The organism is Neisseria shayeganii, from assembly GCF_014054965.1.
Lineage (GTDB): Bacteria > Pseudomonadota > Gammaproteobacteria > Burkholderiales > Neisseriaceae > Eikenella > Eikenella shayeganii.
Genome location: NZ_CP059567.1, coordinates 1,965,821 through 1,978,433, shown reverse-complemented (window position 1 = coordinate 1,978,433; position 12,613 = coordinate 1,965,821). Strand labels below are relative to the sequence as shown.

The window sequence follows — 12,613 nt, the reverse complement described above, 5'->3', positions numbered from 1 at the left end:
ACCTGTTGGCGGCGGCCGGCTCTTGGGGCAAAGGCCTGTGGTCTTTGTTGGGCTTTTCCATGCAGATGGCGCTGATTTTGGTGACCGGCCATGTGCTGGCCAAGGCGCCGTTTGTCGGCCGCCAGCTGGACCGGCTGGCCGGTAGAATCCAAAGCCCGAAGGCAGCGGTGTTTGCCGTGACGTTGGTGGCCTTGGCCGGCTGCTGGTTAAACTGGGGCTTCGGCCTGATTGTGGGCGCGGTGTTTGCCAAAGCTTTGGCCCGCCAAGTGAAAGGGGTGGATTATCCGCTGTTGGTGGCGGCTGCCTATTCGGGCTTTTTGGTGTGGCACGGCGGCTTATCCGGCTCGATTCCGCTGGCGCTGGCCACCGACGGCCCTGATCTGGCCAAAATCAGTGGCGGCACGGTGGAAGCGGCGATTCCGGTGGCGCAAACCCTGTTTTCGCCCCTGAATCTGTTTATCGTGCTGGCGCTGTTCGTCGGCTTGCCGTTGCTCAATATGCTGATGATGCCGGCCAAGCCGGTGGTGGCCGATCCGGCCAAATTGGCCGAGCCGGAGCCGCCGCTGCCGCCTTTGGACACGCCCGCCCAAAAATGGGACGACAGCCGCCTGATGGCTTGGCTGTTGGTGGCGATGGGTGCGGTGTATCTATACGGGCATTTCAGTCAGGCCGGTTTCAATTTGGCGCTGAACGTGGTCATCGGCCTGTTCCTGTTTGTCGGCTTGCTGGCACACGGCACCCCTGAGCGCTACAGCCGGGCGGTGGAAGACAGTGCCAAAGGCATTGCCGGCATTGTGCTGCTGTTTCCGTTTTACGGCGGCATCATGGGCTTGATGACCAGCGCGCCTGAAGGCGGTGCCTCGTTGGCGGCCATGATCAGCCAATCTTTTGTGGCGGCTTCAACCGAGCGTACCTTCCCGCTGCTGGCTTTTCTGAGCGCAGGTTTGGTGAATGTGTTTGTGCCTTCCGGCGGCGGCCAATGGGCGGTGCAGGGCCCGATTATGCTGCCTGCGGGTGCGGCTTTGGGCGTGGCGCCGGAAGTGTCGGCCATGGCGGTGGCGTGGGGCGATGCGTGGACCAATATGATCCAGCCGTTTTGGGCCTTGTCGCTGTTGGGCATTGTCGGCTTGGATGCACGCGCGGTGATGGGCTACTGCCTGATGGCCTTGTTGTATTCGGGTGCGGTTATCGCCGCGGCATTTTTGATTTTTGCCTGATAACAACGGCTGCCGTGACAGACAAACGGCAGCCGTTTTTGTTTTTCGGCAGTGCCGACGGGACGCTGCCCCCTTTCAGATGCTGAGACCTTTGCAAAACTCCCATCTGCGGCGCATTTCTGCGTTGTGCGCTGCTCGCTCACTTGCCTATCTGTATGATATGTCTGTCCCACTGGGATTCCTAGCGTTCACGTTCGCTGCGCTGCTACGCCTTGAACTGCATCCACATCTGAGGGTTTTGCAAAGGTCTCAGGCTTTAAGACAAAGGAGTGGAAGATGAAGATTGTGATTGCGCCCGACTCATTTAAAGAAAGCCTGAGCGCCAAACAGGCGGCCGAAGCGATCCGGCGCGGGTTTGCCGCGGTTTTCCCCCAAGCGGCGTATGTGTGTGTGCCGATGGCGGACGGGGGAGAGGGTACGGCGGCGGCAGTGGTGGCGTCGGCCGGTGGCGAATGGGTGTCGGTGGCGGTGGACGGCCCGCTCGGCGCAGCGGTTACCGCGCGCTACGGCCTGTTACCGGACGGCACCGCGGTGATGGAGATGGCGGAGGCTTCGGGCCTGCATTTGGTGCCGCCTGCCGAACGCAATCCGCTGCTCACTTCCACCTACGGCACCGGCCAGATGATGGCCGATGCTTTACGGCGCGGGGTACGCCGCATCATGCTCGGCATCGGCGGCTCGGCCACTAACGACGGCGGGGTGGGTATGTTGCAGGCCTTGGGGTTCCGTTTGTTGGACCAAAGCGGGGCGGAACTGCCGCGCGGCGGGGCGGCTTTGGCCGGTTTGGCCGCCATCGACTGTTCGGCGGCGTTGCCTGAGTTGGCGGACTGCCGAATTGTGGCGGCCTGTGATGTGGACAATCCTTTGTGCGGCGATTTGGGCGCCAGCGCGGTGTTCGGCCCGCAGAAAGGGGCGGATGCGGCGCAAGTGCGGCGCTTGGATGCGGCGTTGGCGCATTATGCTGATGTGCTGGCGGCCAGCGGCCTGCCGGATTGCCGCGAGGAGGCAGGCAGCGGAGCGGCCGGCGGTTTGGGTTTCGGTTTGCGGACGGTGTTGGCTGCCGAATTGCGGCGCGGTGTCGATTGGATGGTGGCGGCCACCGGCTTGGCCGAGCAGTTGGCGGGCGCGGATTTGGTGATTACCGGCGAAGGGCGGATGGACGGTCAGACCGCCTTCGGCAAGGTGCCGCTGGGCGTATTGGCTGCTGCGCAGGCGCAAGGTGTGCCGGTGATTGCCTTAGCCGGCAGCGTAGGCCCGGATGTGGGGGAGCTGGCGGCGCACGGGTTTTGCGCGGTTTTCCCTTCGGTGGCGCGGGCGGCGGATTTGGCCGAGGTGTTGGCGGAGGCGGAGGCGCAGTTGGAACGGACGGCCAGGGAGGTGGCGGCGGTGTGGCGTTTGGGACGGGAGCAGGGGCGGAAAGCGGCGGTTTGATCAGGCTGAGGCCTTGGCAAAACCCATCTGAGGCGTATTTCTGCGGTGTGCGCTGCTCGCTTGCCTATCGTGTGATATGTTTGTCCCACAGGGATTCTTGGCGTTCACGCTCACTGCGCTGCTACGTCTTGAACGGCATCCACATCTGACGGTTTTGCCAAGGTCTCAGGCTTATTTTTCTCAAGCTGCGGTGTAAGTAACCCTTTTAATTTCTAAAGTTAATTTCTACATCTAAGATTTCAGGTAGCCTGTGCGCCCTGTTCGGCGGTTTACGTCTGCACCAAATAAGGCAAACCGCTCTCTGCGTCGCCCGCCGGCACCGTGCCGCCGCCGGTCAAGGCCAACACCAAACGCACCGCTGCCGCGCTTACCGCCGGCGCAATCATAAAGCCGTGGCGGAACAGGCCGTTTACCTCCACCAGCCGTGCGGCCGGCCGATAACGGATTTCGGGATTGTGGTGGTTGAGCGTCGGGCGCAGATTGGCCGCCAACTCCACAATTTGGGCTTCGCCGAAAGCCGGGCTGACGGCATACAGCGCCGACATCAATTCCAAACTGGAGCGCACACTCACCGGCGCCGTGCTTTCGCTTTCCAGTTGCGTCGCCCCGATCACAAACAGATGGTTTTCCTTGGGCGCGATATACAACGGATAACGCGGATGCAGCAGGCGCACCGGCCGCCGCAGCGACACTTCCGGCGCATACACGCGCGCCACTTCGCCGCGCACGCCGCGCAGACGGCTGCCGCCCGCAGACCCCCATACGCTTTTGGCGCCGATGCCTCGGCAGTCCACACACCAATCGGCATCTTTCAATTGCGCCGGCTCGGTCGCCGTCTGCCAATGGCAAGCCACGCCTTCGGCTTCCAAAGCGGCGGCCAATGCGCTCAACAATTGGCGGTTGTCCAACTGCCCTTCCCCGGGCAGAAACAGCCCTTCGGCAAAACGCCCCGCCAGTTGCGGCTCCTGTGCCGCCATTTCCGCGCCGCGCCATTGCGCTAAGGGCGCCTCGCCGGCATGCGCCCTGTGCAGATGGCGCACAAAACGGTCGGCCAAGGCTTTGTCTTGCGCGTGCCACACAATCAGGCTGCCGTTTTCCTGCATAAACACCGGCTCCGGCAGCGTCGGCAGCAGCGCGCGCCACAGCGGCAGACTCTGATAACCCAAGGCCACCACTTCGGGCGTGGCTTCCGCCGCTTCGGCCAAAGGCGCTAACATGGCCGCCGCCACATAAGCCGCCGCCCCGGCACCCGAGCGCGGGCCTTGTTCATACAGTGAAACGCGGCAACCGCTGCGGGCCAACTGCAGCGCAATCAGTCGGCCGGCCAAACCGCCGCCGACCACGGCAATGCTATTCATAAAAGATTCCATCCAACAAAAATCATGAAAACAGTGGATTTGCACAGTCTGCGTCAACACACCTCCGACTGAGGACAGCAAACCACAAACCGCAACGGCGGCTCAACAGGCCCGGGCGCTCTCACCCGCAGCCGCTATGCCTTGCCAGGCATCCACATCTGAGGGTTTTGCCAAGACGTCAAGGCACAAAACACCCGCTTCAAAAAACGTTCAGGCTACCTGAAACCTTTTTCAGGTAGCCTGAACGGCTGCTTGCCGCAGACGCTGGTGCCTCAAGCCGTTTCTTCATCTTCGGCATCCGTCGCAGCCGCCACCGTATCGGCCCCGCCGCCCATCACCGCTTTCAGGGCCTGATAGAGCGCGCGGAAGTTTTTCGGCGGCTTGTTCAGCTCGCGCTCTTTGCGCGTGTTGCGGATCAGGGTGCGCAGTTCGCCGGCATCGGCCGCCGGGTAATCGCGCATAAAATCGGTGAGCGCGGCATCGTCGGCCAACAGCTTTTCGCGTGCCTGCTCCACCCTTTGCAAAAAGGCGTTGTGGGCGGCGTTTTCACCGCGCAATTGAGCCAAAAACAGGCGGATCGGCTCGGGATCGACATCGCGCATCAGGCGGCCGATGTATTGGGTTTGCCGCTTGAGCGCGCCGTTGGCGGTGATTTTTTTATGCGCCTGCACCGCTTCGTACAACTCCTCGGGCAGTGCCATTTTTTTCAGAGTGTCGTTCGACAGCCGCGTCAGCGCCACGCCCAAATCCTGTAATTCATTCATCTCTTTTTTGCGGCGGGTTTTGCTGACCCATTCCTGATCGTGTTCGGGTGTGCTCATCTGTGGCTCGGAAAATCAATCTGCAAACGACGGCATTTTAACAAAGAATGCCGCCGGACTGCGCGCATTTCATTGATGCATCTCGGGCTACCTGAACACGCTTCAGGTAGCCCGAAACCTTTGCGCCACAGCCGCAGTCTGTATGGCCGATGCCGCCGGACACGTATGGCGCGGAGGTTTAACCGCCCTTACCGGCCTGTTCAATCAAAACAATGGCACATTCGTTTTCCGCATAAGGCTGATGACGCACCCCTTTGCTCAGCACAAACAATTCACCGGCACGGATGCGCACATCGTCACGCCCATCGGCAAAGCGCACGCCCATTTCGCCGGACAGCACCAAAATCACTTTATCGCTGCCGGCATGGCTGTGCCATTCGAAATCGCCAGCAAACTTAACCAGCCGAAAACCGAAGTCGCCTTGTTCGAATAGGGCAGGCTGCCAATAATCCCGGAGTTTTTCCAGCTCGGCGTATAAAGAAAGCGGGGCATGCATAAGGAAACGCTCCTAAAAATGTGGCTCTGCTGACCGCCAATCAATTAACAGCAGCGCAAATTTAGATGTCTTCTACCCGCTGGCCGGTAAGGGCGCGCTGGATATTGCGATCCATACGGCGGGCGGCGAATTCGTCGGTGGCCTGCGCCAGCATTTGCGTGGCGTGGCGGATGGCTTCGGCGCTGTCTTCAAAACGGTTTCGCAGCGCGGTAACCGCCTGCTCCACCGCAGCCAACTCGTCGACCTGCAGCAAATCGCTATCTAAGGCCAAAGCAGCCGACACCGCGGCAATCAGGCCTTCGGCTTCCACTTGGGCTTCGGCTCGGGCGCGCACGGCGGCATCGTCGCGGGCGTGCGAGAGGCTGTCTTTCAGCATGCGGGTGATGGTTTCGTCGTCCAAGCCGTAGGACGGTTTCACTTCGATTTGTGCCTGCACGCCGGTGCTTTCTTCGCGGGCGGAAACCGACAGCAGGCCGTCGGCATCTACTTGGAAAGTGACGCGGATGCGGGCGGCGCCGGCCACCATCGGCGGGATGCCGCGCAGGGTGAATTTGGCCAGGCTGCGGCAGTCGGCCACCAGCTCGCGCTCGCCTTGCACCACGTGAATGGTCATGGCGGTTTGACCGTCTTTGAAAGTGGTGAATTCCTGGGCGCGGGCGGTGGGCAGCGTGCTGTTGCGCGGAATGATTTTTTCGGCCAGGCCGCCGTAGGTTTCGAGGCCGAGCGACAAGGGGGTCACGTCCAGCAGCAGCCATTCTTCTTCGTTTTTGTTGCCGGCCAGCACATTGGCCTGCATGGCCGCGCCCAAAGCCACCACTTGGTCGGGATTGAGGTTGTTGAGCGGGGTTTGGCCGAAGAAGGCGGCCACCGCCTGCTGCACATGCGGCATGCGGGTGGCGCCGCCCACCATGATCACGCCTTTGATGTCGGCCTTGCCGACGCCGGCGTCTTTCATCGCCTGCTTCACCGGCTCCAAGGTTTTGGCCACCAGATGCTGGGTAAGCGCGTGAAATTCGGTGCGGGTGATCACGGTGTCAATGGTTTTGCCGCTGCTGAGAACCGCCTGAATGCGGGTTTCAGGTAGCCTGCTCAGGGTTTCTTTGGCTTCGCGGGCCAAAGACAGCAGCAGTTGGGCATCGTGATCGTCGGTAATCGACAAGCCGTTGGCTTCAATCAGATGGCAAAACAGGCGGTGGTCGAAATCGTTGCCGCCCAAGGCGCTGTTGCCGCCGGTGGCCTTCACTTCAAACAGCCCTTTGGACAGCTGGAGCACGGATACGTCAAACGTGCCGCCGCCCAAATCGTACACCACAAACGTGCCTTCGGAACGGTTGTCGAGGCCGTAGGCGATGGCGGCGGCGGTGGGCTCGTTGAGCAGGCGCAGCACATTGATGCCGGCCAGCCGCGCCGCGTCTTTGGTGGCCTGGCGCTGGGCCTCGTCGAAATAGGCGGGCACGGTGATGACGGCGCCCACCAAATCGCCGCCCAAACTCTCTTCTGCGCGCTGTTTCAACACGCGCAGAATGTCGGCGGAAACATCAATCGGGGTCTTCAAGCCTTGGCGGGTATGGATTTCGATCAGGCGCTCAGACGGGCCGAAACGGTAGGGCAGATGGCTTGTATCGATGTCCTCCAACTTGCGCCCGATCAGGCGCTTGGCCGAGCTCACGGTGTGTGCGGGGTCGCTTTTTTGGGCGGTCAACGCTTCGTAACCGGCCGCCACCGCCCCGTCGGGCAGATAACGCACCACCGAAGGCAGCGAGGCCCGCCCCTCGGCATCGGCCAAACAAACGGCGCTGCCGCTTTTCACGGTGGCCACCAAGCTGTTGGTGGTGCCTAAATCGATGCCTGCGGCGAGGCGGTGTTGGTGCGGAGCGGCAGACAGGCCCGGCTCGGCGATTTGAAGCAATGCCATAGATCTTTAGGGTGTGGAAAACCGTGGTCAAAAAACGGACGCATTCTAGCACACATATCCGAGTGTTTCGGTCGGAATTTAGCCAGTTCATCTTGCTCTTAGGACTGACACAGGCGTCAGAAACACTTGGCCAATCTCCACGCCAGCTTATGCTTGCATAATTGGGAGGAATATATGCTCCAATCAAACATAACCATCATACTGGTTACATTTTCCATAACAATTTAATTTTAAATAAATAAAAATGCTTTCTCATGGAATTGCAACATGATAACATCGCTTCAATTTGTTAAGTTTAATTAAGAAAAACTGTCTATTAAGAGGTGAGGCAATGCTGTGGATTATCGTGCTCCCACAATTTAATGTGGTAAAACTCGAAGGTAAAGAGTTGAAATTAGCCAATGAAATGGAAAAAAATGCCGGGAAATGTGTGAAATTCAAGAAATTATGGTTTTTGACACCTTAGTCTAAATTTTTAATTTTTGTTAATTATCTGCTGTTACCTATTCGTTTAAAGTTAAGGCCTGCCCGCAATACTCTCGGACAGGCCTTTCCATCAATTATACGAGGCCGATGGCCTGTTGGAAGATTCGCCTCAACACCCCGCCACAGTCATTTCCGCAATCAGGATGGAACCCACTTTATTCGCCGAACGGCGCAAGGCGTCATCGGCCACACCCGCAATGCTCGGCAACATATCTTGCAGGCGCGAAGCAATGGTAATTTCCTCCACCGGATAGGCAATCACGCCGTTTTCTACCCAGAAACCGGCGGCGCCGCGCGAATAGTCGCCGGTAATCGGATTCACCCCCTGCCCCATCAACTCGGTCACCAACAGACCGCTGCCCATTTCGCGCAGTAGGGCGGCTTGGTCGGCGTGGGTGTGGTTGAGCATCAAGTTGTGGGCGCCGCCTGCGTTGGCGGTGGTGGTCATGCCGAGTTTGCGGGCGCTGTAACTGCTGAGGAAATAGCCCTGAATCACGCCGTTTTCAATCACAAAACGCGGACGGGTACCGACGCCTTCGGCATCGAAATAAGTGCTGCCCAAGGCTTTGGGCAGATGCGGTTCTTCGCGCAGGCTGAGCGTAGGCGGCAGGATGGCGCGGCCGATGCTGTCGGGCAGAAAGCTGGTTTGGCGGTAGAGGGCGCCGCCGCTGAGGGCGCCGACCAAATGGCCGATTAGGCTGCCGGCCACGGTGGTGTCGAACAACACCGGATAGCTGCCGGTGGGCAGACTGCGGGCATTCAGACGGCGCACGGTACGTTCGGCGGCCAGGCGGCCGACGGCTTCCGGGCTGTCCAAATCGGCCGGGTCACGGGCGAGGTCGAACCAATAATCGCGCTGCATCCGCCCGTCGCTGCCGGCGGCCACCATGCTGCAAGACAGGCTGTGGCGCGAACCCTGGCGGTGTTGCAGAAAGCCGTGGCTGTTGCTGTAAACAAATTGATAATGGCCGGTTTGCACGCCGGCGCCTTCGGAGTTGGAAATGCGGGCATCGGCGCTTTGGGCCGCCGCTTCGCAACGGCGGGCCAATTCTATCGCTTCGTCGGTTTCCAACGGCCATTCGAAATAGCTGGCCAAATCGCCTGTTTCGGTGGCCATCAGCTCGGCATCGGCCAAGCCGGCGCAGTCGTCTTCGGCGGTGTAGCGGGCGATGTCGATGGCCGCGCGCACGGTGTCGGCCAGCGCGGCGGGTGAAAAATCGCCGGTGCTGGCCCGGCCTTTGCGCTGCCCCACATACACGGTAATGTCCAGCGATTTGTCCTGCTGGTATTCGATCTGCTCGATTTCCTGCAGGCGCACCTGCACCGACTGCCCCACCGATTCACTGATGTCGGCCTCGGCCGCAGTGGCGCCGCCGGCGCGGGCCAGGGAAAGCACCTGCTCGCACAGGGCCGATAATTCTGATTTAGAGTGGTTGAACATGCTGTGTTGTGCCTGCCAAAAAGAAAAGCCGCATTGTACCCGAGAGCGGCCATGGCCGGTATCGAACAGGCTACCTGAAAGAGCTCGCGCGGCGCAGAAACCTGCTTTGCTTGTTTTCAGGTAGCCTGTTTCGCACTTGCGGCTCATGCGGCCAGAATTTTCTCAACGATTTCGCGCGTGTCTTTCGACAAATCGGGCGCTTGCGCCAGCGCCTGCAACTCTTGGCGCATCAGGTTTTGGCGCCCGGCTTCGAGGCGGCGGCACAGATTGAATGCCTGCACCAGACGCGCAGCCACTTGCGGGTTGAAGGCGTCGATTCGGCGCACCTGTTCCGCAATAAAGGCATAGCCCGAGCCGTCTGCGGCATGGAAATGCGGCACGTTGCGGCTGAATGCGCCGAGCAGGGCGCGCGCCTTGTTCGGATTTTCCAGGCTGAACTGCGGATGCTGCAGGGCGGCCCGCACCTGTGCCGGCGTATCGGCGCGGCGGCTGGCGGCAATCAGGGTGAAGTATTTGTCCATCACCAGCGCCTGATCGCTGAATTTTTCGGCAAAGCGGTTCAACAGCGCATCGCGTTGCGGGCCGGGATGGTGGTTGGCCGCGCTCAACAGCCCCCATTCGTGGGTCATATTGCCGGCCAGTTCGGCGTAGCGTTCGGCCACGGTGTCGATGTGTTGCGGCTCGGCCCGCAGAATCAAGGCGCGGCAGACGTTGCGCAGGTTGCGCCAAGCCGCCAGCTTGGGCGTGTATTCGTAGCGCACCGCTGCATCGGCCTGCGCTTCCTGCTGCGCCGCTTCTTGCTCCAGCGCGTGAAGCTGCGGCAGGAAACGCACGGCCAGCGCGTCCAACAGCGCTTCGCGGGCGCGGTGTACCAGCAATGGATCGATGTTTTCGCGCTCCGCCCACAATTCGGCTTCGGGCGGCACCTGCAACAGCAGGGCGCGGAAGCCGGCCGCCAAATCGGCCGCCAACACTTCTGCCAAGGCCTGCATCAGCACTTCGTGCGCCGGCAGCGGGCTACCTGAAAGCAGCGCCGCTTCGTTGGCGGTCACCGCACGGCGGTACAGGGTTTGGCCGGCCTCCCAGCGGGCGAACGCATCGCTGTCGTAGGCCAAGAGCAGGCTCAAATCGGCATCGCTGTAAGGGTAGTCCAGCTGCACGGGGGCGGAAAAGCCGCGCAGCAGGGAAGGTACCACGGCCCGGCCCACGCCCTGCAAGACAAATTCCTGCTCGGCTTGATGCAACACCAGCACGGCCTCGCGGCAGGCTTCGCTGCTTTCAGGTAGCCTGAATTCGGTTTGCTCGCCCAGAGTGTCGGTTTCCGCGCTGAACAAGGCCACTTTCAGCGGCATCATCATCGGCTGTTTGTCGGCCATGTCGGGCGTGGGCGGAATGCTTTGTTTGACGGTCAGCACATAGTCGCCGTTGTCTTTCAGGTAGCCTGACGCCTGCAGCACGGGCGTGCCGGCCTGGCTGTACCACAGGGCGAACTGCCCGAAATCGCGGCCGTTGGCATCGGCCATGGCGGCTCGGAAATCGTCGCAGGTCACGGCTTGGCCGTCGTGGCGTTCGAAATACCGCCGCATCCCGCGTTGGAAGCCTGCCTCACCCAAAAAGCTGTGGTACATGCGCACCACTTCGGCGCCTTTTTCATACACGGTCATGGTGTAGAAATTGTTCATTTCCACATAGCTGGCGGGGCGCACCGGATGAGCGGTGGGGCCGGCGTCTTCGGGAAACTGGTGCTGGCGCAGCAGCGACACGTTTTCGATGCGGGTAAGCGCGCCGGCGCGGTCGGCGGAAAATTCCTGGTCGCGGAACACGGTCAGCCCTTCTTTCAGCGAGAGCTGAAACCAATCGCGGCAGGTCACGCGGTTGCCCGTCCAATTGTGGAAATATTCGTGGGCGATCACGCTTTCCACGCCGGCAAAATCGGCGTCGGTGGCGGTGCGGCTGTCGGCCAGCACATATTTGGTGTTGAAAATGTTCAAGCCCTTGTTTTCCATCGCGCCCATATTAAAGTCGCCGACGGCCACCACCATATAGATGTCCAAGTCGTATTCCAGGCCGAAGCGCGTTTCGTCCCACGCCATCGCGTGTTTGAGCGACTGCACGGCGAAATTCACCTTGTCGGCGTCTTCGGCACGGGTGTAAAACTCAATCGCCACTTCGCGCCCGCTCAGGGTGGTAAAGGTGTCGCGCGTGCACTGCAAATCGCCGGCCACCAGCGCAAACAGATAGCTGGGCTTGGCGAAGGGGTCGGCCCATTTCGCCCAATGGCGGCCGTTTTCGAGCAGGCCGCCGTCTGTCTTATTGCCGTTGGACAGCAGCACGGGATAACGGGCGGCGTCGGCGCTCAGGGTGGTGGTGAAGCGGCCCATCACATCGGGGCGGTCGGGGTGGAAGGTGATTTTGCGGAAGCCTTCCGGCTCGCACTGGGTATAGAGATTGCCGCCGCTGGCATACAGCCCCATCAGCGTTTTATTGTCCTGCGGATACAGGCGGGTGCGCACTTCCAGCACAAACGGTTCGGCAGGCGCGTCGGGCAGGGTCAGCGTTTCGCCGTCCAGCGTATAGCGGCTCTCGGCCAGCGGCTCGCCGTTGAGGTGTAGCGACAGCAGCTCGGCCGACCCCTGCAGCACCAAGTCGGCCCGCCCCTGCTGCGGCTCGATGTGCAAGCAGGCAGCGACATCGGTGTGGTTGTCGAAAATATCGAACGCCAAATCCAGTTGCGGCACTTGGTGCGCGGGCGCGCGGTAATCTTTCAGATAGTGGACGGTTTGCGGCACGACGGGCTACTTTCATCAAAAAACAAAAGCCGCATTCTAGCGGCTTTCGGCGGGGCATGAAATCATGCGCCCGTTTTGGTTGAGTAAGCAGGAAACAGGCAGAGAAGAGAAGAAATCTCAAGTGTGAACGCAGCGGTGGCGTGCTTTACTGCCAATGTGTCCTCGTTTTTTGCAAAAACGGGGTTGTAAGCAGGCGCAGAAGTGGCGGCGGACAGCGGACACCCCTCGATTTTTCCTGCTCTATTTTTTCGCCAACAGCCACCAAGCCAATGCGCCACAACACGCCCCAACAAAGAAAAGAACAAAATAAGAGCCATCAAGAATGACACAGGCAAGCAATCCCCCGATTACCTGAAAAGCCAATAAGCCAACAAGCCCGGCATCAGAAAATATAGATGCGCTTAAATGACGCAATCCCACCCTCTTGCCCATCAAAATAGAGACCGTTGATGCCATGCATAATGCATACCCAAGGACCAACAGAATCTTCTTAATGAAAAGAAAAACACCTTCATTCAGCGGCGTCAAGAGCATGGCGGCCGCAATGAAAGCCAAGCCCGCAAATCCCAGCTTTCTTGAGTTATTTTTCCCGTTTTCCATGATTGATCACCATCTCATGTGTCTGATTCTTGCATTGGCAAAGCAGTGGCTACCTGAAA

10 protein-coding genes are annotated in these 12,613 nt (G+C 60.2%); 3 read left to right on the top strand and 7 right to left on the bottom strand.

Annotated elements, in window-relative coordinates; translation table 11 throughout:
* Window positions 1-5 precede the first annotated feature (5 nt).
* The 3 genes from H3L94_RS09690 (at window position 6) to H3L94_RS09685 (ending at window position 2,648) form a co-directional block, all read left to right on the top strand.
* Window positions 6-1,217 carry a short-chain fatty acid transporter gene (locus H3L94_RS09690; protein ID WP_220457302.1) on the top strand — a complete coding sequence of 404 codons (1,212 nt, stop codon included), beginning with the start codon at window positions 6-8 and terminating at the stop codon, window positions 1,215-1,217.
* Window positions 1,218-1,296: 79 nt separating this feature from the next.
* Complete coding sequence (locus tag H3L94_RS12630) at window positions 1,297-1,497, top strand: DUF3292 domain-containing protein (RefSeq protein ID WP_244958750.1); 201 nt, start codon at window positions 1,297-1,299, stop codon at window positions 1,495-1,497.
* Complete coding sequence (locus H3L94_RS09685) at window positions 1,494-2,648, top strand: glycerate kinase (protein ID WP_182121852.1); 1,155 nt, start codon at window positions 1,494-1,496, stop codon at window positions 2,646-2,648. The genes H3L94_RS12630 and H3L94_RS09685 overlap by 4 nt, the downstream gene beginning before the upstream one ends.
* Window positions 2,649-2,917: 269 nt before the next feature.
* Here the strand turns inward: H3L94_RS09685 and H3L94_RS09680 are convergent, their stop codons facing one another.
* From H3L94_RS09680 to H3L94_RS09650, 7 genes are all read right to left on the bottom strand, one after another.
* The gene (locus H3L94_RS09680; protein ID WP_182121851.1) at window positions 2,918-4,006 is read right to left on the bottom strand and encodes an FAD-dependent oxidoreductase; all 1,089 of its coding nucleotides are present in this window, start codon (window positions 4,004-4,006) and stop codon (window positions 2,918-2,920) included.
* A 272-nt stretch (window positions 4,007-4,278) separates the two neighbouring features.
* Entirely contained in the window at window positions 4,279-4,827 is a 549-nt protein-coding gene (gene yjgA / locus H3L94_RS09675; RefSeq protein ID WP_182121850.1) for a ribosome biogenesis factor YjgA, read from the bottom strand.
* Between the two features lie 178 nt (window positions 4,828-5,005).
* Entirely contained in the window at window positions 5,006-5,323 is a 318-nt protein-coding gene (locus H3L94_RS09670; protein WP_182121849.1) for a cupin domain-containing protein, read from the bottom strand.
* Between the two features lie 61 nt (window positions 5,324-5,384).
* Window positions 5,385-7,238, bottom strand: coding sequence for a Fe-S protein assembly chaperone HscA (gene hscA / locus H3L94_RS09665; protein WP_182121848.1), 1,854 nt, complete (start codon window positions 7,236-7,238; stop codon window positions 5,385-5,387).
* A gap of 595 nt (window positions 7,239-7,833) precedes the next feature.
* Window positions 7,834-9,165, bottom strand: a complete 1,332-nt coding sequence (gene pmbA / locus H3L94_RS09660) for a metalloprotease PmbA (protein ID WP_182121847.1) — start codon at window positions 9,163-9,165, stop codon at window positions 7,834-7,836.
* Between the two features lie 143 nt (window positions 9,166-9,308).
* A complete protein-coding gene (gene pepN / locus H3L94_RS09655) occupies window positions 9,309-11,954 on the bottom strand; it encodes an aminopeptidase N (RefSeq protein ID WP_182121846.1) in 2,646 nt (881 codons plus the stop codon).
* Between the two features lie 240 nt (window positions 11,955-12,194).
* Window positions 12,195-12,554 carry a hypothetical protein gene (locus H3L94_RS09650; protein ID WP_182121845.1) on the bottom strand — a complete coding sequence of 120 codons (360 nt, stop codon included), beginning with the start codon at window positions 12,552-12,554 and terminating at the stop codon, window positions 12,195-12,197.
* Window positions 12,555-12,613 lie beyond the last annotated feature (59 nt).

Bases quoted from the DNA above. Each gene is read 5' to 3' on its own strand.
- H3L94_RS12630 (WP_244958750.1), top strand. From the start codon at position 1,297: ATGCTGAGACCTTTGCAAAACTCCCATCTGCGGCGCATTTCTGCGTTG.
- H3L94_RS09685 (WP_182121852.1), top strand. From the start codon at position 1,494: ATGAAGATTGTGATTGCGCCCGACTCATTTAAAGAAAGCCTGAGCGCC.
- H3L94_RS09680 (WP_182121851.1), bottom strand. From the start codon at position 4,006: ATGAATAGCATTGCCGTGGTCGGCGGCGGTTTGGCCGGCCGACTGATT.
- yjgA (WP_182121850.1), bottom strand. From the start codon at position 4,827: ATGAGCACACCCGAACACGATCAGGAATGGGTCAGCAAAACCCGCCGC.
- H3L94_RS09670 (WP_182121849.1), bottom strand. From the start codon at position 5,323: ATGCATGCCCCGCTTTCTTTATACGCCGAGCTGGAAAAACTCCGGGAT.
- hscA (WP_182121848.1), bottom strand. From the start codon at position 7,238: ATGGCATTGCTTCAAATCGCCGAGCCGGGCCTGTCTGCCGCTCCGCAC.
- pmbA (WP_182121847.1), bottom strand. From the start codon at position 9,165: ATGTTCAACCACTCTAAATCAGAATTATCGGCCCTGTGCGAGCAGGTG.
- H3L94_RS09650 (WP_182121845.1), bottom strand. From the start codon at position 12,554: ATGGAAAACGGGAAAAATAACTCAAGAAAGCTGGGATTTGCGGGCTTG.